At 60.7% G+C, this 24,988-nt stretch carries 24 protein-coding genes; 18 read left to right on the forward strand and 6 right to left on the reverse strand.

The annotated features are described in order from the left end of the window. Positions 1–8 precede the first annotated feature (8 nt). The 16 genes from R6254_RS16610 to R6254_RS16685 all read left to right on the forward strand — a co-directional run bounded on the left by R6254_RS16610 (position 9) and on the right by R6254_RS16685 (position 15,863). Positions 9–1,172 (forward strand): acyl-CoA dehydrogenase family protein, encoded by a 1,164-nt coding sequence (locus R6254_RS16610; RefSeq protein WP_318408438.1) that lies wholly within the window; start codon positions 9–11, stop codon positions 1,170–1,172. Further along, positions 1,169–2,152, forward strand: coding sequence for a tripartite tricarboxylate transporter substrate binding protein (locus R6254_RS16615; RefSeq protein ID WP_318408439.1), 984 nt, complete (start codon positions 1,169–1,171; stop codon positions 2,150–2,152). Before R6254_RS16610 ends, R6254_RS16615 begins: the two co-directional genes overlap by 4 nt. A 45-nt stretch (positions 2,153–2,197) precedes the next feature. After that, positions 2,198–3,868 carry a CoA-binding protein gene (locus tag R6254_RS16620; protein ID WP_318408440.1) on the forward strand — a complete coding sequence of 557 codons (1,671 nt, stop codon included), beginning with the start codon at positions 2,198–2,200 and terminating at the stop codon, positions 3,866–3,868. Continuing rightward, positions 3,865–4,836, forward strand: coding sequence for a Bug family tripartite tricarboxylate transporter substrate binding protein (locus R6254_RS16625; RefSeq protein ID WP_318408442.1), 972 nt, complete (start codon positions 3,865–3,867; stop codon positions 4,834–4,836). Before R6254_RS16620 ends, R6254_RS16625 begins: the two co-directional genes overlap by 4 nt. A gap of 56 nt (positions 4,837–4,892) precedes the next feature. Continuing rightward, a complete protein-coding gene (locus R6254_RS16630) occupies positions 4,893–5,594 on the forward strand; it encodes a 3-oxoacid CoA-transferase subunit A (protein ID WP_318408444.1) in 702 nt (233 codons plus the stop codon). A gap of 31 nt (positions 5,595–5,625) precedes the next feature. Continuing rightward, a complete protein-coding gene (locus tag R6254_RS16635; protein WP_318408445.1) occupies positions 5,626–6,267 on the forward strand; it encodes a 3-oxoacid CoA-transferase subunit B in 642 nt (213 codons plus the stop codon). A 535-nt stretch (positions 6,268–6,802) separates the two neighbouring features. Beyond that, on the forward strand, positions 6,803–8,026 hold the full coding sequence (locus R6254_RS16640; RefSeq protein ID WP_318408447.1) for a CaiB/BaiF CoA transferase family protein: 1,224 nt from the start codon (positions 6,803–6,805) through the stop codon (positions 8,024–8,026). Between the two features lie 44 nt (positions 8,027–8,070). Next, positions 8,071–9,045 carry a Bug family tripartite tricarboxylate transporter substrate binding protein gene (locus tag R6254_RS16645; RefSeq protein ID WP_318408448.1) on the forward strand — a complete coding sequence of 325 codons (975 nt, stop codon included), beginning with the start codon at positions 8,071–8,073 and terminating at the stop codon, positions 9,043–9,045. A 4-nt stretch (positions 9,046–9,049) separates the two neighbouring features. Beyond that, positions 9,050–9,511, forward strand: coding sequence for a MaoC family dehydratase (locus R6254_RS16650; protein WP_318408449.1), 462 nt, complete (start codon positions 9,050–9,052; stop codon positions 9,509–9,511). Between the two features lie 20 nt (positions 9,512–9,531). Further along, positions 9,532–10,329 carry an enoyl-CoA hydratase/isomerase family protein gene (locus tag R6254_RS16655; RefSeq protein WP_318408450.1) on the forward strand — a complete coding sequence of 266 codons (798 nt, stop codon included), beginning with the start codon at positions 9,532–9,534 and terminating at the stop codon, positions 10,327–10,329. Between the two features lie 20 nt (positions 10,330–10,349). Then, positions 10,350–10,733: a Zn-ribbon domain-containing OB-fold protein gene (locus R6254_RS16660; protein ID WP_318408452.1), complete on the forward strand. Its 384-nt coding sequence runs from the start codon at positions 10,350–10,352 to the stop codon at positions 10,731–10,733. Further along, the gene (locus R6254_RS16665) at positions 10,733–11,890 is read left to right on the forward strand and encodes a thiolase (protein WP_318408453.1); all 1,158 of its coding nucleotides are present in this window, start codon (positions 10,733–10,735) and stop codon (positions 11,888–11,890) included. Before R6254_RS16660 ends, R6254_RS16665 begins: the two co-directional genes overlap by 1 nt. 12 nt (positions 11,891–11,902) lie before the next feature. Next, entirely contained in the window at positions 11,903–12,679 is a 777-nt protein-coding gene (locus R6254_RS16670) for an SDR family NAD(P)-dependent oxidoreductase (RefSeq protein WP_318408455.1), read from the forward strand. Positions 12,680–12,697: 18 nt separating this feature from the next. Continuing rightward, positions 12,698–13,855 carry an acyl-CoA dehydrogenase family protein gene (locus R6254_RS16675; protein ID WP_318408456.1) on the forward strand — a complete coding sequence of 386 codons (1,158 nt, stop codon included), beginning with the start codon at positions 12,698–12,700 and terminating at the stop codon, positions 13,853–13,855. Between the two features lie 12 nt (positions 13,856–13,867). Continuing rightward, complete coding sequence (locus R6254_RS16680) at positions 13,868–14,845, forward strand: acyl-CoA dehydrogenase family protein (RefSeq protein WP_318408458.1); 978 nt, start codon at positions 13,868–13,870, stop codon at positions 14,843–14,845. 49 nt (positions 14,846–14,894) lie between these two features. Next, positions 14,895–15,863, forward strand: a complete 969-nt coding sequence (locus tag R6254_RS16685) for a Bug family tripartite tricarboxylate transporter substrate binding protein (protein ID WP_412103184.1) — start codon at positions 14,895–14,897, stop codon at positions 15,861–15,863. 54 nt (positions 15,864–15,917) lie between these two features. On the opposite strand, the gene R6254_RS16690 is transcribed toward R6254_RS16685, so the two are convergent. Then, entirely contained in the window at positions 15,918–16,742 is an 825-nt protein-coding gene (locus R6254_RS16690; protein ID WP_318408459.1) for an IclR family transcriptional regulator, read from the reverse strand. Between the two features lie 19 nt (positions 16,743–16,761). Beyond that, positions 16,762–17,985, reverse strand: a complete 1,224-nt coding sequence (locus R6254_RS16695; protein WP_318408460.1) for a CaiB/BaiF CoA transferase family protein — start codon at positions 17,983–17,985, stop codon at positions 16,762–16,764. A 197-nt stretch (positions 17,986–18,182) separates the two neighbouring features. Between R6254_RS16695 and R6254_RS16700 the strand changes: the two genes are divergently transcribed. Next, on the forward strand, positions 18,183–19,964 hold the full coding sequence (locus tag R6254_RS16700; RefSeq protein WP_318408462.1) for an acyl-CoA dehydrogenase family protein: 1,782 nt from the start codon (positions 18,183–18,185) through the stop codon (positions 19,962–19,964). A 49-nt stretch (positions 19,965–20,013) separates the two neighbouring features. Further along, positions 20,014–21,003, forward strand: a complete 990-nt coding sequence (locus R6254_RS16705; protein ID WP_318408463.1) for a Bug family tripartite tricarboxylate transporter substrate binding protein — start codon at positions 20,014–20,016, stop codon at positions 21,001–21,003. A gap of 45 nt (positions 21,004–21,048) precedes the next feature. Here the strand turns inward: R6254_RS16705 and R6254_RS16710 are convergent, their stop codons facing one another. The 4 genes from R6254_RS16710 to R6254_RS16725 all read right to left on the reverse strand — a co-directional run bounded on the left by R6254_RS16710 (position 21,049) and on the right by R6254_RS16725 (position 24,944). After that, positions 21,049–21,396 (reverse strand): zinc ribbon domain-containing protein YjdM, encoded by a 348-nt coding sequence (locus R6254_RS16710; RefSeq protein ID WP_318408464.1) that lies wholly within the window; start codon positions 21,394–21,396, stop codon positions 21,049–21,051. Between the two features lie 221 nt (positions 21,397–21,617). Continuing rightward, on the reverse strand, positions 21,618–22,550 hold the full coding sequence (locus tag R6254_RS16715) for an electron transfer flavoprotein subunit alpha/FixB family protein (protein ID WP_318408466.1): 933 nt from the start codon (positions 22,548–22,550) through the stop codon (positions 21,618–21,620). A 12-nt stretch (positions 22,551–22,562) separates the two neighbouring features. Next, the gene (locus R6254_RS16720; protein ID WP_318408468.1) at positions 22,563–23,312 is read right to left on the reverse strand and encodes an electron transfer flavoprotein subunit beta/FixA family protein; all 750 of its coding nucleotides are present in this window, start codon (positions 23,310–23,312) and stop codon (positions 22,563–22,565) included. 81 nt (positions 23,313–23,393) lie between these two features. After that, positions 23,394–24,944, reverse strand: a complete 1,551-nt coding sequence (locus R6254_RS16725; RefSeq protein WP_318408470.1) for a class I adenylate-forming enzyme family protein — start codon at positions 24,942–24,944, stop codon at positions 23,394–23,396. Between the last annotated feature and the right edge of the window lie 44 nt (positions 24,945–24,988).

The following is a 24,988-nucleotide window of genomic DNA, read 5'->3' on the forward strand; positions in this document are numbered from 1 at the left end:
AACAACTCATGAACTTCACCTACAGCGAAGAACAGCGGATGCTCACCGAGAGCCTGCGCCGCTTCATCGAAACCGAATATGGCTTCGAAAAACGGCGCAGGGTCGCCCGCACAAGCCAGAGCTTCGACCCCGCCACCTGGGCACAGCTTGCCGACCTGGGTGTTCTCGGCCTGGGTATTCCCACCGAACACGGCGGCTTCGGCGAAAGCGCAGCGACGCAGCTCGTCGTGCAACGCGAGCTCGGGCGCGGCCTCGTGCTGGAGCCGGTGATCCCGAGCGCAGTCATGGCCACCGCCATCCTCACCGCCTGGAGCGATCCGGCGCGGCAAGCCGAACTCCTCCCCGCGCTAGCAAGCGGCGAACGTATTTTTTCGCTCGCCTGGCAGGAAGCAGACAGCCGCCACAACCCGGCACGCCTCCACACCACCGCTGAACGCGATAGCGATGGCTACTTGCTGCATGGGCGTAAATGCCTGGTCTGGCACGGCGGCAGGGCCGACGCGTGGATCGTCTCAAGCCGCCTCGATGATGGCCTCGCCCTCTTCCTCGTGCCGCGAGATGCCGCCGGCGTGCAGGTCGCCGCCTACCCCACCATGGACGGCCTGCAGGCCGCCGATATCAATTTCAACGGCGTGCGCCTGCCGGCTCCGGCCTTGCTCGTCGCCCCGCATCAGGGACTCGCTGCGCTCGAACACGGCCTGGACCACGGCATCGCCGCGCTTTGCGCCAACGCCACCGGCGCCATGGAAAAACTTATCGAAATCACCACGGACTATCTGCGCACCCGCCACCAGTTCGGCAAACCGCTCGCCACTTTTCAGGTGCTCCAGCACCGTGTGGCCGACATGCTGGTGCAAAAGGAACTTGCGCTGTCCATGGCCTATGTCGCCGCTCAGGCGCTGGACGAATCCGACCCCGCGGCCCGTCGCCGCATGCTCGCCGGCGCCAAGATCACGGCCGCCCGCGCCGGCCGCCTCATCGGCCAGCAAGCCGTGCAACTGCACGGCGGCATGGGCATGACCGACGACTTGCCGGTGGGGGACTACTTCAAGCACCTCACCCTGTGCGACCCGCTGCTGGGCGACAGCGACCATCACATCCAACGCTACAGCGCAGTACTCGCGCATGCCGAACCGTACGCACGCCCCCCTCAACCCCAGGAGACAACATGAAGACCATTCGCACCCGCCTCGCCGCCATCCTAGCCTGCGCCGCCGCCCTCATCGGCCCCGGCCCGGCGCTCGCCACCGACGCCTGGCCGTCCAAGCCGGTCAACATCGTTGTGTCTTTTGTCCCAGGAGGGGCGACGGACCTTGTTGGCCGCATTCTTGCTACCGAGTTGGGCGTGGCGTTCAAGCAGCCCTTCATCGTGAGCAATCGGCCGGGTGCCGCAGGTCAGGTCGGAACCGAATATGTAGCAAATCAACCCAATGATGGCTATACGCTGCTCATCAGTGCTACCGGCCATGTCATGGCGCCCGCCATTCAACCCAAAGTGAACTATCACCCGGTGAAGAGTTTTGAGCCAATTGCCCTGCTCGTCACCATGCCTAACCTCCTGGTGGTGAACCCTAATATTCCGGCAAAAACATTGCCCGAGTTCATCAAGTGGGCGCGCACCCAAAGTAGTGTTCCGTTCGGAACCGCCGGAGCCGGTGGTGCTACCCATCTGTCAGGTGAATTGTTCCGTCACATTTCCGGATTGCCGCTTTCTCACATCCCATACAAGGGCAATGGTCCATCCATGACCGATGTAATGGGCGGCCAAATCCCTGCGGCATTTGTTGACACGGTTAGTGTGGGCAATTTGGTAACCGCAGGGAAAGTGCGCGCTATTGCTGTGACCAGCGGCCAGCGCAGCAAGTTGTATCCTGATGTGGCAACCTTTGCCGAAGCAGGTTACAAAGACTACGATCTCGAAAATTGGGTGGGACTTTACGCACCCGCAGGCACTCCAGCGGAGATTTTCTCTCGTTTGAACCGAGAGGTGGTCCGGATTATGAATTCACCTGAGGTGCTTGCAAGAATGCAGAAACTCGGCGCTGACAGCACCAACAAGTTCGATCCGCAGCGATTCAGTAAATACGTGGAAGACGAGACCAATAAGTGGCGTAAGACGATCCAGGTCACCGGTGTAAAGGTCGAAAACTGAGACTTTGATTGGCCCGTGGCCTAGCTACCACACTCATGAAAAACCGTGTTGAAACTTGGACATGCGGACAACGAGGGCCAGCTTCAAAGCGGTTTTCACTCGATACAGAAGCGGTATCGAGTTTCTATCAAAAAATATACAAGGCTAGGTCCCGGCGAGTCGCTGCACTTTTTCTACGTTGCCTGCTACGGCGATCGCGTCGTCCACAATCTTTTTTCCGGTCAGGTACTTATGCAGCTAATCCGCGAAACTGTTTACACCCATGACGAAATGGATGCACTTTTGGCGCCAAAAAGCGTCGTCATCATCGGGGCCTCCGCACGGCTCGGCTCCTTTGGCGAGCGCACGCTGAAGAACCTCCGTGCCGGGTTCGAGCGGCCGGTGTACCTTGTCAATCCTCAATATGAGGAAATCGGCGGCGACAAGTGCTACCCCGACCTGCGATCGCTGCCGGAGGTTCCAGATTGCGCTGTGGTTGCCGTGCCGCGCGAGAAAGTGCATGGACTGGTGGCCCAGTGCGTCGCTAGGGGTGTTCCAGGCGTGTTGATCTTTGCCTCGGGTTATGCAGAAACTGACTTTGCCGAACGTCAGGTCGAGCAGCAGGCGTTGACTGATTTGGTTCGCGGTACCAGAACCCGCGTGGTCGGACCGAACTGCATCGGGTTTTCTAACTATGTCGCAGGTGTGCGCCTGTCGTTTTCGGAGTTTCCAGCGTGCGAAGCCGGCCCGGGTGCAATCGGCATTGTGAGCCAGTCCGGAGCGCTGGCTATGGCGCTGGCGCAAAGCGCTCATCAGGGCACTGCGGTGAGTCATGCGCTGGCCTGCGGCAACATGTCCGATGTCGACGTGGCCGACTACATCAGCTATCTTGCCGACGAGCCATCTTGCAAGGTCATCGTCTGCTTAATCGAAGGCCACGAACATCCGGCGCGAATGGAGCAGGCAGCGCTTCGCGCTATGGCTGCGAACAAGCCGCTCATTGTGCACAAGCTGGGTAAGAGCCCCAAGGGCGCCTACGCAGCATGGCGTCACACAGCATCCACAGCTGGCTCGTACGATAGCTGGAAAACGTTATTTGCCCGCTCCGGCGCGGTACTGGTCGAGAATTTTGATTCGGTTCTGGAGGTAGCCGGCTTCTTCGGCAAGGCACCACGGGCCCGCGGACGCGGCGCTGCGATCCTCAGTACTTCTGGCGGTGCCTGCATCATCGCGGCCGACAGTGCGGCTGCGCATGATGTAGATCTGCCACAGGCGAATGAAGAAAACGCCAGGGTTCTGGCAGGCGCCATTCCGGACTTCGGCTATGCCCTCAATCCTTACGACACGACCGCGCAAGTCATCAGCGATCCGGCTTCGTTCACGGCCTGCGCCGGTGCGCTGATGTCTGACCCGGCATTCGATACCCTGGTCATGCCCCAGATACAGGCCTACGACGCCGCCACGCCGCGCATAGCGACGCTGAACGAACAAGCTGGCTTGCACGGAAAGATCGCCTGCAACGTTTGGCTCACCCAGTGGATGGGTGGGCCCGGCTACGCTCAGACTGCGGCCTCACCGCACGTCGCGCTGTTTCGTTCGACGGACACCTGTTTCTGGACGATCGCGCAATGGCAAAAACGCCAGCAAGCGATTGATGCGCAGGGCGTGACACCTAGGTTATTGCCATCGCCTGGGCGGCCTGATCGATTCATAACCACAAGAGAGCGACAAACATGAAGTTCACATTCAATCGTCGCACGGCGCTCACCGCCTTGGCCCTTTGCGGTCTGTCTTTTGGTGCCATCGCCCAGGACTTTCCGAACAAACCGCTCAAGATTGTCGTAGCCTACCCGCCCGGCGGAGCAGCAGATATCCTGGCGCGCGACTTCGGCCAGAAACTGCAGCTGAAGCTCAATCAACCCGTCATCGTTGAGAACAAGCCCGGCGCCGGCACATTGCTGGCTGCAGCCCACGTGGCGCGCGCCCCCGCCGATGGCCACACCATGCTGCTGACGACCAACACCACGCTCATCGCGCCGCAATTGCAGGGCAGCAGTCCGGTGGAGGTGATGGCCGAACTCAAGCCTGTCGCCTCGTTAACCGAGATTGTGTTTGTTCTGGTCGCCACCAAGGAGTTGCCGCAGAAGACGTTACCAGAGCTGATGGCACATATGAAAACGCAGCCGGGCGCGATCAACTACGCCACGCCTAGCCAAGGCGGCATCACCCATCTCATCGGATTGCAGATTCAGGACGCCTATGGCGTCAAAATGACCACCGTGCCGTACAAGGGTACTGCGCCCGCCCTGACAGACCTAATTTCAGGCCGCGTGGAGGTCATGCTTGATGCGATTGCGACCTCGCAACCCTATATCAAGGACGGGCGACTGCGTGCCCTTGGCATTGCCGACGACAAATCCTGGGATGGCATGCCAGAAATCCCGCCTATTTTCAGTCCTGGCCAGAAGTTCAGCCGGGGCTGGTATGCGTTGTTCACGGCTGCCGGCGCACCGGAGAGAACGACCCAGATATTGAACAAGGCTGCAGCGGAGATATTGTCCGAGCCCGAATTTTCTGCCAAATTGAAAAAGATAGCGCTGATTCCGCAGGGCCGCCAGACTCCCAGGCAACTCAACGCCGAAATGACTGCTGAATACAAATCCTGGGGTGATCTCATCAAGGCCAAGAATATCAAGGCGAATTGACGTGTTTTGGATGTTTCTGAGCGCTCCTTGTCTTTTTCATCGGACCCTGAAGAGTCATGATCAACAAAATTGCTGATTCGGTCGCCCATGCCATGGCCGGCATTCAGGACGGTGCCACCGTGCTGATTGGTGGCTTTGGTACCGCCGGTGTTCCAAATGAACTGATCGATGGTTTGATCGAGCAGGGAGCGAGGGAACTCACAGTGGCCTGCAACAATGCTGGCAATGGCGAGATGGGCCTTGCAGCCCTGTTGAAAGCAGGGCGCGTGCGCAAAATAATTTGCAGTTTCCCACGCCAACCAGACAGCTATGTGTTTGATGCTCTCTACCGCAGCGGCAAGCTGGAACTCGAGTTGCTTCCGCAAGGCAACCTGGCAGAACGTATCCGCGCGGCAGGCGCAGGGATTGGTGCCTTCTTTTGTCCGACTGGCTTTGGCACCCAACTCGCGGGAAACCGTGAAACGCGTGAGATAGATGGCCGATCCTATGTACTCGAATACCCAATCCGTGGCGATGTCGCCCTTATCAAGGCAGAGCGAGGGGATCGTTGGGGCAATCTGGTTTACCGCAAGGCTGCGCGTAATTTCGGTCCGGTGATGGCCATGGCGTCGAAACGCACTATCGCGACTGTGCACGCGATCGTCGATCTCGGCGTCCTTGATCCCGAAGCCATCGTGACGCCTGGTATCTTCGTGCACCAAGTCGTGAAGATTGAACGTGTCGCCACACAAGCCGGTGGCGTGAAGAAATCCGCATGAGCGGCGTGCTGCCATTTTGGAGATATCAGCCGTGACCTATCGTCCACGCACCAAAGACCAACTTGCCTCGCGTGTCGCTCAGGATATTTTCGATGGCGCGGTGGTCAACCTCGGCATTGGCCAGCCGACGCTGGTCGCCAACCATTTGCCTGCAGGCCGCGAAATCATTCTGCACAGTGAAAATGGAATTCTTGGCATGGGCCCGGCACCACCCCAAGACGAGGAAGATTACGATCTCATCAATGCTGGGAAACAGCCTACAACGCTATTAAAGGGTGGTTCGTATTTTCACCATGCCGATAGCTTTATGATGATGCGTGGTGGCCATCTCGACATCTGTGTACTCGGGGCGTTCGAGGTATCGGCCACCGGCGATCTGGCCAACTGGAGCACCGGCGAGGTCGGCGCGATTCCGGCAGTCGGCGGCGCCATGGATCTGGCCATGGGCGCCAAGCAGACCTGGGTCATGATGGATTTGCTGACCATACAAGGAGAAAGCAAGATCATGGCGCACTGCAGCTATCCGCTGACCGGCATCGGATGCGTCAAGCGCGTGTACTCCGACCTCGCCACGCTCGAATGCTCGCCCGGCGGCCTGAAGCTGATCGACAAAGTTGATGGTCTGGAGCATGCCGAGCTAGAAAAGCTGGTCGGACTGCCGATCGCTGTCTGATAGCCCGTTTGGAAATTTCTCCGACCTGTGGTCTAACCACCGGATGTGGACGAAAGAGCCTCAAGAGCGGCACAAGAAGATCGAGCGCAAGGCCAGGCGCTACTTGAGCGACCTCATGAATGTAGAGTGGGCGGCGATCTACAGGTGGAAGTCATGCGACTCGGGGCATGACTGCTCCCATACGGCACACCGTCTGCAGACCACGCTCACGCCCGCGTAGGTGGCGGTCGTGGTGGAACTGCGCAGGATGCAGCTCGTACAGGAGAGAATTGGTCATCGCGAGGATCCTATTCAGGCATTTGATGGGCCGCCAGCGTAGGGGATATCCCCCTTAGCGCCAAATATTGATATCAATCTATTCAATATTTAACTGGTATCAGCGCCTATGCGAGATTTCCAAGATGCTCAAGGAGTAATCCTTATTTTTTTGCCTTTACGTGATACTAAACAGATATCTAAATCAACCAAATTAATATTAGACTTTATCCCAGCTGCCCCCTATTCTTGATCCATCAAAACAGGTGGGGCACCCTACATGAAAACAGCGCTGGGGCACCTCAAGGTGCTCGACTTGACCCGTATCCTCGCGGGCCCGTGGGCCACGCAGAACCTCGCCGACATGGGGGCTGAAGTCATCAAGATCGAGCGACCCGGCGTGGGTGATGACACCCGCTATTGGGGCCCCCCGTTCCTGAAAGACGCCGACGGCCAGGAAACCCGCGACTCCTCCTACTTCCTGAGCGCCAACCGCGGCAAACAATCGGTGACCGTCGATCTGGCCAGCCCGGACGGCCAGGAGATCATTCGCCAGCTGGTGGAGGGCGCCGACATCCTGGTCGAAAACTACAAGGTTGGCACCTTGGCCCGTTATGGCCTGGCCTACGACGACCTGCGCAAGATCAACCCCCGCCTGGTCTACTGCTCGGTCACCGGCTTCGGCCAAAGCGGTCCTTATGCGGCACTGCCGGGTTACGACTATGTGTTTCAGGGCATGGGCGGCTTGATGAGCATCACCGGCATCCCCGACGGCGAACCTGGCGCAGCCCCCATGAAAAGCGGCATCGCCATCAGCGACCTGCTGACCGGCATGTACGCCACTACAGCCATCCTGGCCGCCATTGAACACCGGCGCGAAAGCGGTGAAGGCCAGTACATCGATATGTCCCTGCTGGACTGCATCGTCTCGATCAACTCCTACCAGGCGATCAATTACTTCCTGTCGGGCAAGATCCCACAGCGCATGGGCAATGCCCACTCCAACATGGTGCCTTACCAGGTGTTCCGCTGCAAGGAAGGCGACATCATCATTGCCGTCGGCAATGACGGCCAGTACGCGGCTTTCTGCAAGGTGATTGAGCGCCCGCAGCTGGCGACCGATCCGCTGTACACCAGCAGCGCGCAACGCAACCGCAACCGCACAACACTGATCCCCCTGATTGCCGAAGCCATGCTGGCACGCACCATGGAAGAGTGGGTCACGCTGCTGGAAGCCAACAACGTGCCTTGTGGCCCCATCAACGACATGAAGCAGGTGTTCGAAGACCCGCAGGTCAGACATCGCGACATGCAGCTGTCCTTGCCGCACAACACCGGTGTTCAGGCGCCCAGCGTCGCCAACCCGATCCGCCTGTCCGCCACGCCTATCCGTTACGAACGTTCGGCCCCCACGCTGGGCGAGCACAACCACGCCATCCTGCGCGATCGGCTCGGGCTGTCCGACGAACGTATGGCCGACCTGCAAGCCCGAGGCGTGGTCTGAACGCCCTCACCCCCACTCGATAACAACCCACCGGAGACTAAACCATGAGCATTCGATTCACCCGCCGCGCTGTTGCCGTCGCGTCCCTTTTCCTGGCCTTTGGTGGCCTCAACGCCCAGGCGCAGCAAGACGGGCCTATCCGTTTTGTGGTGCCCTACCCCGCTGGTGGCGCTGCCGACCAGATCTCGCGCCTGGTCGCCCAGGACACCTCCCTCATTCTGGGCCGGCCCATCATCATCGACAACAAAGCCGGCGCAGCCGGCATGATCGCCGGTGAAGCGGTGGCACGCGCCGAGCCCGATGGCAAGACTTTTTTCGTCGGCTCCAACGCGCCGCTGGTCATCAACTCCGCGCTGTATGCGAAGATGCCGTATGACCCGGAAAAAGCCTTCATGCCCGTGGCCGGCATGGGCAAGTCCCCCCTGCTGCTGGTGACACGCAAGGAACTGAAGGTCAACACCGTCAATGAATTGATCGCCCTCGGCAAAAAAGACCCGGGCAAGCTGACCATGGGTTCGGCCAGCAGCGGCAACATCACCCATCTCGCGGGTGAATACGCGAGCTCGCTGATGGGTTTCAAGGTCACCCATGTGCCTTTCGCCGGCAGCGCCCCCGCCATCATGAGCATGATGGGCAACAACGTCGACATCATGTTTGATGCCTTGCCATCGTCCATGCAACAGGCCAAGGCCGGCAAGATCCACGCGCTGGCCATCCTCGACAACACACGTTTCCCGCAACTGCCGAACGTCCCCACCCTGAAAGAAGCCGGTTTCCCGAACGCCGAGGCCAGTGCCTGGTTTGGCGTGGTCGCACCAGCGCGGACATCGCCAGCCATCATCAACGAAATGAACAAAGCCATCAACGAAGCGCTCAAGAAGCCTGAGCTGCTTGAAAAATTACGCGCCATCGGTGCCCAGCCCATGCCCGGCTCGCCCGAAGTGTTTGGCAAATTCATCGCCGACGAACGTGCACGCTGGATTCCGCTGGCCAAGTCGCTGGGCGTGAAAGCGGACTGACACCATGCAAAAAAGTTTCGACTCTATTGAAGCCATCAAGGCTTTTGTTGGGCAACCCGCGATGAGCGGCGACGCGATCACGGTGGACCAGGACATGATCAACGTGTTCGCCGGTGTCACGCAGGACAAGCAATGGATACACACCGATCCAGAACGCGCCGCGACCGAGTCCCCCTTCAAGACCACCATTGCCCACGGCCTGCTGACGCTGTCGCTGGTCACCGGCTGGTACCACCGCTGCTTTGCGTTTCCCAACCGCAAGCTGGCCCTGAACTACGGCTTCGACAAGATCCGTTTCACCGGCCCCGTGCCCAGCGGCGCCAAGCTGGTGGGCAGCTTCCAGCTGGAAAAGGTGGACGACATCAAGCCGGATGAAGTGCGCTGCTTCTGGCATGTGGAAATTCACATTGAAGGCGCCGAGCGACCCGTGATGGTCGCCACTTGGCTCATGCAAATCCGCTACTGAACGACTGGAGAACAAACCCCATGGCAGCCATCGAGATCAAACGGGTGAATGCAACGGCGGTTCTGACCATGAACCGGCCCGATCAGCGAAATGCGCTGGACTTCGCGATGCGGGAAGACTTCGCCGCCGCGGTGGCGGAGGTGCGCGACGACGAGTCGGTGCGCGCGATTGTGCTCACGGGCGCGGGCGGCCACTTCTGCGCCGGCGGCGACATCAAGGCCATGGGTGAGCAGCAAGGAAAAAAACGCGACATCTTCGAAGGCCGTGAACGTATCCGCAAAATCCACCGCTGGTTTGACGAACTGGTGGATCTCGAAAAACCCGTGATCGCCGCGGTCGATGGTGTGGCCTTCGGTGCCGGCCTGTCCTTGGCCCTGTGCGCCGACTTCGTGCTGGCCTCGCCGCGTGCCAAGTTTTGCAGCGTGTTTGCGCGCCTCGGTTATATCCCGGACACGGGGGCGATGTACCTGCTGCCGCGTGCCATCGGCCTGTCACGCGCCAAAGACATGGTCTTCACCGGCCGCGTGGTCGGTGTCCAGGAGGCCAAGGAGATCGGCCTGGTGCAGACCATTTGCGAGCAGGACCTGCTGCAATCCGCGCTGGACTTTGCCGAACGTTTCCACAACGCGCCGACCGGGGCGTTGGGCATCGCCAAAAGCGTGATGAACCGCGCTTTCGAATCCGACCGGAAGACGGTTTATGCACAGGAATCCATGGCGCAGGCCATGTGCCGCGAAAGCGACTTCCACGAAGAAGCCGTGCGCCGTTTTCTGGCCAAGGAAGCGCCTTTGTACCAATGGCCTGATGCCAAACCCTGATTTGATGGAGGAGACTATTCATGACTGAGATCCGACCCGAGCAGGAATTTTTTGCCCACCTGGCGCAAGGAAAATTCATGCTCCAGCGCTCACGCAGCAGCGGCAAGTGCTTTTTTTATCCGCGTGTGGCCGAACCTGTCACGGGCGCGCGCAACCTCGAATGGGTGGAGGCCTCGGGCCGGGGCACCGTCCATGCCACCACCGTGGTGCGTGTCAAACCACCGCAACAGCCTTACAACGTGGTGCTGGTGGACCTGGAAGAAGGCCCACGCGTGATGAGCCGTGTCGAAGGTATGGCGCCCGACGCGGTGTACATCGGCATGAAGGTGCAAGCCCGCATCGGGTCGCAGGATGAACGCCCGCTCCTGCTGTTCGACATGGTCACAGACACAGGAAACAAGTGATGACAGCAGACAAATTCCCACGCGGAAAATCGGCCATCGTGGCCGCCGCCACCTATGGCATGGGCGAGTCCCCGGGCCGCAGTTCCATGGATCTTGCGGTGTCGGCCAGTTTGAATGCCCTCGATCAGGTCGGCCTCAAACCCTCCGATGTGGACGGCCTGTTCATCGGCCTGCCCGACGATTTCCTGTCGGGCCTGACCTTTGCCGAATACCTGGGCATCCAGCCCCGGCTGACTGAAAACAACCGCACCGGCGGCTCGGCCTTTCTGACCCATGCCATGTGGGCAGCGCTGGCCATCGAAGCCGGGCAATGCGACGTGGCCCTGATTGCCTACGGCAGCAACCAGCGCACGGCGGCGGGCGGGCTGGTCAGCGCCATGCGGCCGTCGGCCTACGAAGCGCCCTACAAACTCGGACGCCCGGTCGGCGCTTACGCGCTGGCGACCTCGCGTTACATGCACGAATATGGCTTGAAGCGCGAGCAACTCGGCGAGGTCGCCCTGGCCGCACGCCGCTGGGCCCAGCTCAATCCCGATGCTTTCATGCGTGACCCGCTCACGATGGAAGATTACCTCAAGGCACGCATGGTGTCGGACCCCATCAGCGTGCGCGACTGCTGCCTGGTGACCGACGGCGCGGCGGCCGTGGTCATGGTGAGCGCGGAGCGCGCCAAACATCTGGCCAGGCGGCCGGTGTACCTGCTGGGCGCCGCCGCCGCCACCGACCACCGTGACATCACGGCCATGCCCGACCTGACGACCACGGCGGCTGTCTCCTCCGGCGCGCGCGCTTTTGCCCAGGCCGGTGTCAAACCTGCCGATATTGACGTGGTCGAGGTCTATGACGCCTTCACCATCAACACCATCCTGTTCCTGGAAGACCTGGGCTTTTGCAAAAAAGGCGAAGGCGGCGCTTTTGTGGAAAACGGTCGCATCGCCCCGGGTGGCGCCCTGCCTGTGAACACCAATGGCGGCGGACTGTCTTGTGTACACCCCGGCATGTACGGACTGTTCACCATGGTCGAGGCCACGCAGCAACTGATGGGGCAAGCGGGCGAACGCCAGGTGAAAGATGCACAACTGGCCGTGGCCCACGGTAACGGCGGCGAACTCTCAAGCCAGGCCACGCTGGTCCTGGGTACCGAAGAAACACTTTAAGAAAGAACAGCCATGCATGACGAATCCCTCTCGCTGAAAAACAAAAGCATCGTGGTGACCGGTGCCGCCCAGGGTATTGGACGTGCCATTGCCGACCTGGCCTTGACCCTGGGCGCCACGGTTACCGCCGTGGACCTCAACGCCGGTGCGCTGGAAGCCTTCCGCGACGAAGCCGGCAAAGACCGCGTGTTGCCCATGATCGGCAGTGTGGCCGATATTGAATTTGCACAACGCACCGTGGACGAAGCCGTCGCCAAGTTCGGCGCCGTACATGGCTTAGTCAACAACGCCGGCATCACCCGTCCCGCCATGATCGAAAAAATGAAGGCCGAGGACTGGCAACAGGTCGTTGATGTCCATCTGTCGGGCTCCTTCTATTTCCTGCAGGCCGCGGGCCGCCACATGCTGGCGCGGTCGCGCGCTGGCGACAAGGCCGCGGGCTCCATCATCAATATTTCCTCCGACGCCGGCCGGCGCGGCACCATAGGCCAGATCAACTACGGCGCGGCCAAGGCCGGTTTGCTGGGTCTGACCATGTGTGCCGCACGCGAATGGGCGAAGTACAACGTGCGTGTGAACACCGTGGGTTTTGGCGTGGTTGAAACACCCATGACCGAAACCATACGCAGCGAAAAGTTTGCCGATACCTACCTTGCGCAAATTCCGCTGGGTCGCTGGGCCGAACCACTGGAAGTGGCACGTCCGGTCTGTTTCCTGCTGTCGGATGCCGCGTCCTACATCACCGGCCAACATTTGTCGGCCAATGGTGGTTACACCATCGGCGTCTGATCCCCGCAGGAGAATTCCTTGAGCAACCTGTTATCGGCGTTCCGGCTCGCCACACTCCCCGCCGCTACCGATGCCTTTCGCGCCGAGGTGAAAGCCTTTCTCGCGTCCAGTTTTGAGGCCACGCCGCCAGACATCCGGGCGCGTTCATGGCTGGGGTTTGATGCGGCCTTCAGCAAGAAGCTGGCCGCACGCGGCTGGGTGGGGGTGACCCTGCCCGCCCCCTACGGCGGTGCCAGCCTGGATGCCTACTCGCGCTTCGTGTTGGTCGAAGAACTGCTGGCCGCCGGCGCACCGGTCTCCGCCCACTGGATCGCCGACCGCCAGAGCGGTCCCCTGATCCTCAAGTTCGGGACGGAAGCGCAGCGCCAGTTTTATCTGCCCAAGATATGCGCCGCTGATGCCTTCTTCTGCATCGGCATGAGTGAGCCCAATGCTGGTTCGGACCTCGCCAGCGTCGGCACCCGCGCCACCCGCTGCGAAGGCGGCTGGCGGCTGAACGGCCGCAAGATCTGGACGACCAATGCGCAGCACTGCCACTACATGATTGCCCTGGTGCGCTCCTCCGGCGAAGCGCAGGACAGGCAACAAGGTTTGTCCCAATTTATTGTCGACCTGTCCTTGCCGGGCGTGACGGTGCGTCCCATCCATGACCTGGCGGGTGACGCCCATTTTTCCGAAGTCTTTTTTGACGACGTGCTGCTGGCCGACGATGCCTTGATCGGCCAGGAAGGCAGCGGCTGGGCCCAGGTCAATGCCGAACTGGCATTCGAGCGCAGCGGCCCGGAACGTATCTACTCCAGCATCGTGTTGCTGGAACACTGGATCAGCTGCCTGCGCCGCATGCCGGGCGCCGCGGTGCACGCCGCGACCATCGGGCGTTTTGCCACACACCTGAGCACGCTGCGCAATATGTCCATCGCCGTCACCAGCAAACTGGTCAAGGGCGAAAGCCCCATTGTCGAAGCGGCGTTGATCAAGGACATAGGCACGGAGTTTGAGCAAAGCGTCCCGGCCATTATTGAAGCCGCCATCGCCATGGACCCGGATGCGCCTGTGGATGCCGACCTGTACCGCACGGTGGCCTATGTGAGCCAGATTGCACCGACTTATTCGCTGCGCGGCGGCACACGTGAGATCCTGCGCGGCATGATCGCGCGTGGCCTGGGCTTGCGCTAAGAAAGAAAAACCATGTTTGCAGAAGCCATAGAAGACATCCTCAAAAACCAGTGCACGCCGGCCGCCGTGCGCGCCATCGAAGCCGGAGGTTCACCCGCAGCCTTGTGGGCGGCCGTCGCGGATGCGGGATTTCTGGAGCTGCTGGCGACAGAGGCCGACGGCGGTGCCGCCCTGTCCCTGGCCGAGCTGTTTCCGATTCTGAGTTGTTTGGGGCGTTACACGGTCCCGCTGCCGCTGGCACAAACGATTGTGGCCCGTGCACTGCTTGATGCCCAGTTACCGGTGCCTGCAGGCATGATCACGCTGGCCCCGGCCTTGCGCCGCGAAGCAGACGGCACTGTCAGTTGCCCATTGACACCTCACGGTCTGCTGGCCGATTTCGTGCTCGCCAGCGACAGCGATACCTTGCTGCTGCTGCCTTGCGCAGCGGCTCAGCGTCAAGGCACGGGCGTCAAACACAACCTCACGGCGACGCTGACCTGGCCCGATGCCAGCAGCGCCATGAGCGCGCCACGCGGTGGCACCATGCTGGCTGCCTTCGGGGCCGCGCTGCATGCCGCCTTGCTCAGCGGTGCGATGAACCGCGTCTTCGACATGACGCTGCAGTACTGCAACGACCGCGTCCAGTTTGGCAAGTCACTCGGTAAATTTCAGGCCGTGCAACACCAGTTGAGCGTGATGGCCGAACACACGGCGGCGGCATCCATCGCGGCCGAAGCCGCTTTTCAGGGCGACGGGAAAATCCCCTCCCTGCTGGCCAGCGCCATCGCCAAGTCACGCACCAGCGAAGCGGCCGTGCTGGTCGCCGCGACCGCCCACGCCTTGCATGGGGCCATCGGGGTGACGGAAGAATACGACCTTCAATTGCTGACCCGCCGCCTGCACGAGTGGCGCATGGCGCACGGATCAGAGGCTTACTGGAACACGCTGGTTGGCCAACAGGTGCTCGCCAGCGAGCTGTCTCTGTCAGACTTCGTCCGCACGATCTAAATTTTCATCACAAAGAGACAACATGAATTTCAAAAAAATCAAATCCCGGATGCTGCCCATGCTGGCACTGGTCTCTTTGTGCAGCGCGGCCTTTCTGCTGCCCGCTGGCCAGGCCTGGGCGCAGGAGTTTCCCTCAAAACCCATCAAGTTCATTGTGCCCTTCCCACCCGGCAGCGGCACCGACACCTCGGCCCGCTACTTCGGCAAAAAACTCGGCGAAATGACCGGCCAGCCCGTGGTGGTGGAAAACCGCCCGGGTGCCAACGGCTTTATTGCAGCCAAAGCCTTGCTCAGCGCGCCCGCCGATGGTTACACCGTTTTTGTCGGCAGCAATTCCTCCCTGGCCGTCAACGTGGCCTTGTTCAAGAAGCTGCCCTACGACCCGCAAACCGACATGGCGCCCTTGACCATGATGATGCGTGCGCCCACCGTGCTGGTGGTGCCACCCAACTCCCCGTACAAAACGCTGGCCGAGCTGATCAGCGCGGCCAAGGCGCAACCCGGCAAGTTCAACTACGCGGCAGGCTCTGCCGGCTACCAGTTGATGTCGGAAGCACTGAACGACAGCGCGCATCTGGACATCCGCAACGTGCCCTTCAAAGGCGCGTCTGAAGCCTTGATCGCCATCGCCTCGGGCAGCGTGGACATGGCGTTTTCCGACATCACCGCCGCTTACGAACTGGTCAAAGGCGGCAAATTACGCGCCCTGGCGGTTGCCTCGGACCGTCGCTCACCCACACTGCCGTCCGTGCCTTATTTTGGCGAAGCCGGCGTGCCGGGCTTCACCGCCTATGTCTGGGTAGGCGCCATGGTGTCCGCCAAAACACCGAAAGCCGAAACCGACAAACTCGCGGCCCTGCTGACACAAATCGAACGCCTGCCGGAAACCAAGGAGTTTTATGAACGCCTGGGTGCCGAAGTCATGAACGGTGGCGCCGATGAAATGCGTAAATTCCAGGCTGCCGAGATTGCACTGTGGAAACGTATTGCGATCAAGGCCAAGGTCGAACAGGAATAAGTCGGGCAAGCGGCGCCAACGCAGCATCAAGTTCGCGGCGCCTCCAACCATTACTCAGCGTTTCCGGCTTCGCCCCAGCAGGTTCATGGTGCCGGAATCCTTGAAAGCCTGTTCGATTTCGCCCGCTGTCTTGATCAGCAGCGGCGCGATCGTTTCGGTGATGCGTTTGGCGGTCAGCTGTTTGGCGGACCCGCCGCAGGTCAACACCATGGTGCGGCCGAAATCCTTCAAATAAAGCGGAACCGCGACACCCGTGACACCTTCACGCCATTCATGGATAGACGTGCAATAACCCTGCTCACGATATTCTTCCATCGCTTTGGCGGTTGCCAAACTTAGTTCTTCTGCATCACGCTTCTTGCTTTTGGTCAGGTGCTGGATGATTTTTTTCTGCTCCGAGGCGCTGCAGGAGGCCAGGTAGGCCCGGCCCATGGCCGTGGTGTCCAGAGCCATATGTGAACCCACCTCCAGCGGCTTGGCCAGGGTGTTGCGGCTCATCACCGCTTCAACAATCAGCATGCTGTAGTCCTCGCAGGCTGCGAGCGCCACCAGGCTGTTGGCGCGTTCCGCCAGTTCGGTCATGTGCGGAAGAATCAGCGGTCGCATCGCCATGCCACCCAGCATGGCATAACTCAGCGACAAAACTTTCGCGCCCAAGCGGTAGGCCGCATGGCGGCTGTCGTATTCGAGGTAACCCAGTTTGACGAGTGTATGGGTCAGGCGCGACACCGAGGAGCGCGGCAGCTCGCTGTACTCCGCCAGCTGGCCATTGGTCAGCAGCGGCCGGCTGACCCGAAAGCAGGCAAGGATCAACAGCCCGCGCGACAGCGCGTTGACAAGTTGACGATCAGGAGTGCTTACGGGTGCCGAGTCATTCATATCTCAGCGACGGTGATCGCTAAATGATTTTTTTCTCGCGCAAGGTTAGCAGAGTTTCCGGGGGCAATCCCAGCAATGCGCCCAACACTTCGTCGGTGTGTTGCCCCAATCGCGGCGGGGCCACGTCTGTGCGAACCGGTGTCTCGGACAGGCGGATCGGGCTGGTGACTGTCGACACCACATGCCCGTCCGGATGGGTGATATCGGTTTTTAATTGCCGGGCCTGAACCTGCGGATCGGCAAACACTTGCGAGTAATCATTGATCGGTGCGCAGGACACGCCATGTTCTTCCAGCAAGACCAGCAACTCATCCCGCTTGCGGCCCGCCAGCGCCTGGGCAACCTGGGGAATCAGACGTTCACGATGGATCAGGCGCTGCGGTGTGGTCAGGAAAGACTCATCACGACCCAGCGCCGGCAGGTCCATCGCATGGCAGAATTTTTGCCACTGACCATCGTTGGCAATCGCCAGAATGATCTGTCCGTCGCTGGTGGCAAACACGCCATAAGGCACGGCATTGGCATGGGCGTTGCCATAACGCTGGGGCACCTTGCCGGTGGCGAAAAAACCCGCGATCTGGTTAGACCCGAAGGCCACAATGCAATCGAGCAGCGCGGTATCGATGTATTGACCCACACCGGTTTCAGCTCGGTGCACCAGCGCCCCCAGAACGGCCACCGTGGCGTACATGCCGGTGGTGATGTCAGCGACAGCAATACCGACCTTCTGCGGCCCACCGCCCGGCAGTTCGTCTTTCTCGCCGGTGATGCTCATCAGGCCACCCATGCCTTGAAACACAAAATCGTAGCCGGGGCGATGAGAATACGGTCCGTCCTGGCCAAAGCCGGTGACAGAGCAATAAATCAGGGCGGGATTCACCTTTTTCAGGCTTTCATAATCCAGGCCGTAACGTTTCAAATCACCGACCTTGTAGTTTTCAACCACCACGTCGCAGCTCTCGGCCAGGGTGCGAATGATTTGTTGTCCGGCATCTGTCGCGATGTCGACGGTGATGGACTTTTTCCCACGGTTGGCCGAGGAAAAATAAGTGGAGTCCGGCAGGTTGCCGCCCTGGCCATCTGTCAGCCAGGGTGGTCCCCAGGTCCGCGTGTCGTCGCCCACACCGGGGCGTTCAACCTTGATCACCTCGGCGCCAAGATCCGCCAGATTCTGCGTGCACCACGGTCCCGCCAGGATGCGGGTCAGGTCGAGGACACGAATATGAGAAAGAGCACCTTGCATGGTCGGCTTCGTTAAAAGTTGAGGAAATGGAACAGCTCATTGTGCGCGTGCAGCACCTGAAAAATCAACGCCCCATTCCGCTGTGCGGAACGCTGCTTGCGCTTTCAGGCAGCCTGCCTAGACTGGCTCCCAACAGGTTTTTGGCCGCTGGCCCTGAACCCGATTCCAACACACCGACCCTGGAAAAGGACAATGAAGTGACCTCTGCATTCAGTACCCCCAACGCGCCGGCGCTCGACCAGGCCGGCACTGTTTCCGCGGAAAAATTGGTCGCCCCGGACTGCCGCGGCCTGAACTTCCATACGATAGATCCGGCTTTCTCCGATCTGCTGGCACTGCGTTTGCCCGCCGAGGTGCTGGACTTCATCACGCCCCACCTTCACCAACTGGGGCAAGTCGCGGGCAGCCGCCTGGACGAGTTGGCCATGGCCGCCGACAAGAACAAACCCGTGCTCCGCACCCGCACCCGTTTTGGCGCCGACGAGGACTGGATTGACTACCACCCGTCTTACCGCGAGATGGAAAAAATCGGCTACACGGATTTCGGCATCCATGCCATGTCACGCGCCAAAGGCGTGCTGGGCTGGCCAACACGTTACCTGCCGCTGGCGAAATACGCTTTCCAGTATTTGTTTGTGCAGTCCGAATTTGGCCTGATGTGCCCGATCAGCGTGACCGACAGTTCGACCTTTCTGATCGAGCGTTATGGCGACGAAGCGCTCAAGGCGCGTTTCCTGCCGGGCATGACCAGCACCGACCCCAGCAAGATCCTCAAGGGCACCCAGTTCATGACAGAGCGCACAGGTGGCTCGGACATAGGCACCAACCGCCTGCAGGCGGTGCATGACGGCCAGCACTGGCGCCTGACGGGCGACAAGTGGTTTTGCTCGGCGGTCGATGCCGACGTGGCGCTGGTCCTGGCCAGACCGGCGGACGGACCGGACGGCACCAAGGGACTGGCGCTGTTTGCCGTGCCGCGTCGCCTCGACGACGGCAGCCGCAACAGCTACCGCATTGCACGCCTGAAAGACAAAATGGGCACACGTTCCATGCCCAGTGGCGAAGTGTTGTTTGAAGGCGCCGTGGCCTATCTGGTCGGCGACATCCACCAGGGCCTCAAACAAATGCTGGACCAGGTCAACCTGTCGCGTTTGTCACATGGTGTGCGTGCGGCGGCCATGATGCGCCGCTGCTGGAACGAAGCCATGGTGGTGTCCAACTACCGCATTGCTTTTCGCCGCCGCCTCATCGACCATCCCCTGCACCGCCGCCAGTTGATGAAATTGCTGCTGCCCACGGAACAAGCTTTGTCCATGTTTGTGCATGCCGCCGACGTCATGCACCGCGCCGATGGCGGTGACCTGCGCGCACAGCTTGAATTGCGCATACTCACGCCGCTGTTCAAGTTCCGCGCCTGCCGGGACAACGTGAAGGTGGCGACCGGCGCGATGGAGGTTCGCGGCGGCAACGGTTACATCGAAGATTTTGTCAATGAACGCCTGATTCGCGACGCGCATATCGGCGTGTTGTGGGAAGGTACCAGCAACATCAACGCACTCGATGCGGTGCAACGCGCGGCCGGCAAGGAAGGTGCGCACAATGCCCTGGCGGAAGCCATGGCCGACTGGCTGCAGTTGTCGCCAGGCATCCCGGAACCGCTGTTGAAACGCCTCGGCAGCGCCATCGAAGAGGCGCGGGTGTTGATGGACCAGAGCGCGGCGACCCTGGAAGGGGAAGTGGACAGCCGCGAGGCCGCCTCCCGCATGTACCACGCCGTCACCGCCGCCCTGCTGGCGGGTGAAGGCGCCCGTGTTGGCCAGCAAGGCGGCGACGCGCGCCGCCTGTTGATCAGCCGGCAAGTCCTGCTTCACCGCCTGCAAAGTGGTGAAAAGGATGTTCAACGCGAAAACGACATTGAAAAACTGCTGCTGCAGTCCGATCCCGTGCCGCTGGCACTGGCCCAGTCCCTGGTTAGCTGAGCGCCGCGCAAGCGGTACATGACGACAACAATCCTTCATGGAGACACTGATGACACTTCTGACATTTCGCAAGATTCGCCGACTTTTGTGCGTGAGCAGCCTGGCCGCGCTCGCGTTGCCCTTCGCCCACGCGCAGACAGACACTTACCCCAACCGCGTGATCCGGCTGGTTGTGCCTTATGCCAGCGGTGGCCCGACCGACCAACTGGCGCGCTCGCTGGGCCAACGCATGCAGGAAAGCCTGGGCCAGCCTGTCATCATTGAAAACAAGCCGGGTGCGGGCAGCATTCTGGGTGTGGACTATGTGGCCAAGTCGCCAGCCGACGGCTACACCTTGCTGTTCACCGCCAGCGCAGCCCTGGTCGTCAACCCCTCCCTGAACGCCAAGCTGCCTTACCAGGCCAAGGACTTTGCGCCGGTCTCGAGTGCCGGCTCCTACACCATGTTTCTGGCCGTCAATCCCAAGCTGCCGTTCAACTCCGTTGGCGAGCTGATTACCTACGCCAAGCGCAACCCCGGCAAACTCTCCTTTGGTTCGGCCGGCAATGGCACCTCCAACCACCTGGCGGGCGAGCTGCTGAAAAAGATGGCGGGTATTGACCTCATGCATATTCCTTACAAAGGCAATGCAGCGGCGATGACGGATGTGATGGGTGGAAACATTTCGATGATGTTTGATCTCCCGGCCACCACGCTGCCCCACGCGCGCGCCGGCAACATCAAACTGCTGGGCACCACCGGCCTGGACAAGAACCCCCTGGCGCCCCAGGTCCCGACCATTGCGAGCAGCGGTGTGCCCGGTTACGACGTCACCTCCTGGTTCGGTGTTCTGGCACCGGCCAAAACGCCGCCCGAGATTGTTCAAAAACTCAGCAGCCTGATCGTCACCATCCTGAAAGATCCCGCCATCAGCGCCAAGCTGGCTGGCCAGGGTTATGAAGTGTTCGGCAGCACGCCCAAAAAACTGGCGGACATGATGATGGCAGACACCAAACTCTGGGCCGAGCTGATCCGTGAGGCCAACATCAAGCTGGAATAAGAGGCTGTAACACCTGGCTGAATCGGCACAGGATTCAGCCGGGCGTCACACCTTCTTCAGGTAGCAGGCTTTCAGCATGAAGCTGCCGGCGTCCATCCTGCAATCCACCTCATGGTCGCCACTGCCCACCAGACGTATGCTTTTGACCTTGGTGCCCATCTTGAGCGTGGTGGATGAACCCTTGACCTTGAGGTCCTTGATCAGCACCACGGCATCACCGTCGGCCAGCACCTTGCCGTTGGCATCCCTGACCACGGTGTCGCCCCCCTCCTCCGCCACCAGCACCTCAACCAGAGGCCATTCATGGCCACAGTCGGCACACACGTGGTTGAGGCCGTCAGGGTAGGTATTCTCCAGGGTGCATTGGGGGCAGGCGGGGGTGCTTGGCGTCATGTCATTCAGTGGGGGAAAATTCAAGAGCCCCGAGTATCCACGCTAGCTGCGGCCGACTGATCCGGGTTTTGCAGAAAAACCCCTCCCCAGCCGCAAAAGCTTAAGGAAAATCAGCCTCCAGCCCTTGACCCATATGCGCAACCAGCTATCACATCAATAGCAAGCCACCCTCACCACCAGTCCGATGAGAGGGTAAACACAAGGCGCTGCCGACAGGTGTTTTACAGCGCAGCCACCAGCTCAGGCACCGCCGTGAACAGGTCGGCTTCCAGGCCGTAGTCAGCCACCGAGAAGATGGGTGCTTCCGGGTCCTTGTTGATCGCCACAATCACCTTGCTGTCCTTCATGCCGGCCAAGTGCTGGATCGCACCGCTGATACCGGCCGCGATATACAACTGGGGCGCGACAATCTTGCCGGTCTGGCCGACCTGCCAGTCGTTGGGCGCGTAACCCGCATCGACCGCGGCACGGGAGGCCCCCAGGGCCGCGCCCAGCTTGTCGGCCAGCGGCATCATGACTTCGTTGAACTTCTCGGCGCTGCCCAGGGCACGGCCACCGGAGACGATGATCTTGGCGGCGGTCAGCTCTGGCCTGTCGTTTTTGGCGATTTCGCTGCCCACAAAGCGGGACTTGCCGCTGTCGGCCACGCCGCTCACGCTTTCCACGGTGGCCGAACCGCCGCTGGCGGGGGCGGCGTCAAAGCCGGTGGTGCGCACGGTGATGACTTTGGTGGCGTCCAGGCTTTGCACGATGGCAATGGCGTTGCCGGCGTAAATCGGGCGCTCAAAGGTGTCGACCGCATCGACCTTGGTGATGTCGGAGATCTGGCCGACGTCCAGCAAGGCGGCCACGCGGGGGGCGATGTTTTTGCCGGAGGCGGTGGCGGGAAACAGGATGTGGCTGTAGTTGCCGGCCAGGGCCAACACCTGGGCAGCCATGTTCTCGGCCAGGCCGTGTTCGAAATGGGCGGCATCGGCGTGGATCACCTTGGCGACGCCGGTGATCTGGCTGGCGGCCTGGGCGGCCGCGGCGGCGTTCAGGCCGGCCACCAGCACATGCACCTCACCGCCACATTGGGCGGCGGCGGTGACGGTGTTCAGGGTTGCCGGCTTGATGCTGGCGTTGTCGTGTTCGGCAATAACAAGTGCGGTCATGTCATCAATTCCTTAAATTACCTTGGCTTCGTTGCGGAGTTTGTCGACCAGGGTGGCGACGTCGGCCACCTTGATGCCGGCGCTGCGTTTGGGCGGCTCGCTGACCTTGAGGGTTTTGAGGCGGGGTGTGACATCCACGCCGAGCTCTTCGGGCTTGAAGTTGTCGAGCTGCTTTTTCTTGGCCTTCATGATGTTGGGCAAGGTGACATAACGCGGCTCGTTCAGGCGCAAATCGGTGGTGATGATGGCGGGCAGCGTGAGCGACAGGGTTTCCATGCCGCCGTCGACTTCGCGCATGACCACGGCCTGGCCGTCGACGATGTCAACCTTGGAGGCGAAGGTGGCCTGGGGCCAGCCCAGCAAGGCGGCGAGCATCTGGCCGGTCTGGTTGCAGTCGTCGTCAATCGCTTGTTTGCCCAGAATCACCAGCTGGGGTTGTTCTTTCTCGACCAGGGCTTTGAGCAGTTTGGCCACGGCCAGGGGTTGCAGCTCTTCGGCCGTCTCGACCAGGATGGCGCGGTCGGCGCCAATGGCCATGGCGGTGCGCAGGGTTTCCTGGCATTGGGCGACGCCGCAGCTGACGGCAATCACTTCAGTCGCCAGGCCTTTTTCTCTCAAGCGGGTGGCTTCCTCGACGGCAATCTCGTCAAAGGGGTTCATGCTCATCTTGACGTTGGCGATATCCACGCCGCTGCCATCACTTTTGACGCGTACCTTCACGTTGTAATCGACGACGCGTTTGACCGGGACCATAATTTTCATAAAAAACTTTCCAATGTTGAATCAAGATGGCGCAGCATATTCATGCGCCTCAGGAAGAAAAATAAAAAAAATCTGACCGGATTAGGACGTACCGGCCTCATAACGATCACGCAGTTCACGCTTGAGGACTTTGCCAATCGCACTGCGCGGCAGCTCATGGATGAAGTAGAGGCTCGCCAGCCGCTGGGTTTTGCCCGCGCGCTGGTTGTACCAGGCCAGGATGTCATGCGCCTCGCCCGCCGCCCCCGCACGTGGCACCACAAAAGCCACCGGCGTTTCGCCCCACTGCGGCGAGGGAACACCCACCACGGCAACGTCATCCACCGCCGGATGGCCACGCAACTGTGCCTCCAGATCGCTGGGATAAATGTTGAAGCCACCGCTGATCACCATGTCCTTGCGCCTATCGATCAGCGTCAGGAAACCATCGGTATCAAAACGGCCCACATCACCGGTGCGTATGAAGCGTTTGCCCTGCGTGTCAAACCATTCGGCCTCGCGGGTTTTTTCGGGCTGGCCGTGGTAGGCGGTCATCATGCCCGCCGAATGACCGACCACCTCGCCGGCTTCGCTACCCCCCACTTCCCGGCCTTCCTCGTCAATCAGGCGAATGTCATGGCCTTCCGCGGGCCGGCCGACGGTGTGAAGTTTGTCGGGATGTTCATGCGCAGCGAGGATACAACTGCCGCCGCCTTCGGTCATGCCGTAAAACTCGACCAGGCCGCCGGGCCAGCGTGTCAGCACATCGGCCTTGAGCGCCGCGCTGAACGGGGCGCTGGTGCAAAACTTGAAGCGGAACGCTGACAGGTCATGTTCACCGAACTGCGGCAGCGCCATGATGCGCTGGTATTGCACAGGCACCAGCATGGTGTGTGTCACACCGTGTTTCTCGGCCAGTTGCAGATAACGCGCGGCATCAAATTTGGCCATCAGTTGCACACAGCCGCCAAAAGCCAGCGTGGGGAAAAACACCACCAGCGTGGTGTTGGAATACAGCGGCGTCGCCAGCAAGGTCCGGCCGTCCGGGCTGTAGTTGTAGGCATTGCCCCGGCGCACGTGGGCCCAGCGCATGCCGTGCGATTGCACGATGCCCTTGGGTGTGCCGGTGGTGCCCGATGAATAAATGATGTTGAACGGCGCGCCCGGTGTGATGTCCACCGCTTGCGGCTGCGTCCCTTCGGGGGCGAGCCAGTCTTCAAAGCCAAGGCCAGTCGCCTCACCATCCAGCGAAACGCAGCGCAATCCGGCCATGTCCGTCGGCACCAGTTCCTGCGCCGCCTTGTCGAGAAACAGCCATTGCGCCTCGGCGTCCTGCAACATGGCCCGCAAACTGTCGCGCGTGGACGAAGGCGCCAGCGGTGCCACCACCACGCCGGCGCGCAAGGCACCGAGGAACAGCGCGGCATAACGTACCGAAGACAAAGCGCAAATCGCGATCACCTGACCCGGCAAAACACCCTCGTGCTGCAGCGCCGCGGCAACACGGTCCATCAGGGCATCGAGCTGCGCGTAACTCAGCTCATACAGATCGTCACACAAGGCAGGCCGCTGCGGCTGGTGCTGGGCATGTGCCCGAATCAGCGCAGCCATGGCGCAAAAAGGCGCCTCCGGCGAAATCGGGACGAGGTTCATGGGAGTGGCCTTGCCATTGAAATTGCGTAAAAAGGTATTCACCA

This window comes from Polaromonas potterensis, assembly GCF_033446725.1.
Taxonomy (GTDB): Bacteria; Pseudomonadota; Gammaproteobacteria; order Burkholderiales; family Burkholderiaceae_C; genus Polaromonas.

Excerpts from the sequence above, each read along its gene's own strand:
- R6254_RS16645 (WP_318408448.1), top strand. The coding sequence starts at position 8,071 with ATGAGCATTCGATTCACCCGCCGCGCTGTTGCCGTCGCGTCCCTTTTC.
- R6254_RS16685 (WP_412103184.1), top strand. The coding sequence starts at position 14,895 with ATGCTGCCCATGCTGGCACTGGTCTCTTTGTGCAGCGCGGCCTTTCTG.
- R6254_RS16670 (WP_318408455.1), top strand. The coding sequence starts at position 11,903 with ATGCATGACGAATCCCTCTCGCTGAAAAACAAAAGCATCGTGGTGACC.
- R6254_RS16680 (WP_318408458.1), top strand. The coding sequence starts at position 13,868 with ATGTTTGCAGAAGCCATAGAAGACATCCTCAAAAACCAGTGCACGCCG.
- R6254_RS16665 (WP_318408453.1), top strand. The coding sequence starts at position 10,733 with ATGACAGCAGACAAATTCCCACGCGGAAAATCGGCCATCGTGGCCGCC.
- R6254_RS16690 (WP_318408459.1), bottom strand. The coding sequence starts at position 16,742 with ATGAATGACTCGGCACCCGTAAGCACTCCTGATCGTCAACTTGTCAAC.
- R6254_RS16615 (WP_318408439.1), top strand. The coding sequence starts at position 1,169 with ATGAAGACCATTCGCACCCGCCTCGCCGCCATCCTAGCCTGCGCCGCC.
- R6254_RS16625 (WP_318408442.1), top strand. The coding sequence starts at position 3,865 with ATGAAGTTCACATTCAATCGTCGCACGGCGCTCACCGCCTTGGCCCTT.
- R6254_RS16640 (WP_318408447.1), top strand. The coding sequence starts at position 6,803 with ATGAAAACAGCGCTGGGGCACCTCAAGGTGCTCGACTTGACCCGTATC.
- R6254_RS16610 (WP_318408438.1), top strand. The coding sequence starts at position 9 with ATGAACTTCACCTACAGCGAAGAACAGCGGATGCTCACCGAGAGCCTG.
- R6254_RS16630 (WP_318408444.1), top strand. The coding sequence starts at position 4,893 with ATGATCAACAAAATTGCTGATTCGGTCGCCCATGCCATGGCCGGCATT.
- R6254_RS16660 (WP_318408452.1), top strand. The coding sequence starts at position 10,350 with ATGACTGAGATCCGACCCGAGCAGGAATTTTTTGCCCACCTGGCGCAA.
- R6254_RS16655 (WP_318408450.1), top strand. The coding sequence starts at position 9,532 with ATGGCAGCCATCGAGATCAAACGGGTGAATGCAACGGCGGTTCTGACC.
- R6254_RS16695 (WP_318408460.1), bottom strand. The coding sequence starts at position 17,985 with ATGCAAGGTGCTCTTTCTCATATTCGTGTCCTCGACCTGACCCGCATC.
- R6254_RS16710 (WP_318408464.1), bottom strand. The coding sequence starts at position 21,396 with ATGACGCCAAGCACCCCCGCCTGCCCCCAATGCACCCTGGAGAATACC.
- R6254_RS16725 (WP_318408470.1), bottom strand. The coding sequence starts at position 24,944 with ATGAACCTCGTCCCGATTTCGCCGGAGGCGCCTTTTTGCGCCATGGCT.
- R6254_RS16720 (WP_318408468.1), bottom strand. The coding sequence starts at position 23,312 with ATGAAAATTATGGTCCCGGTCAAACGCGTCGTCGATTACAACGTGAAG.
- R6254_RS16705 (WP_318408463.1), top strand. The coding sequence starts at position 20,014 with ATGACACTTCTGACATTTCGCAAGATTCGCCGACTTTTGTGCGTGAGC.
- R6254_RS16650 (WP_318408449.1), top strand. The coding sequence starts at position 9,050 with ATGCAAAAAAGTTTCGACTCTATTGAAGCCATCAAGGCTTTTGTTGGG.
- R6254_RS16715 (WP_318408466.1), bottom strand. The coding sequence starts at position 22,550 with ATGACCGCACTTGTTATTGCCGAACACGACAACGCCAGCATCAAGCCG.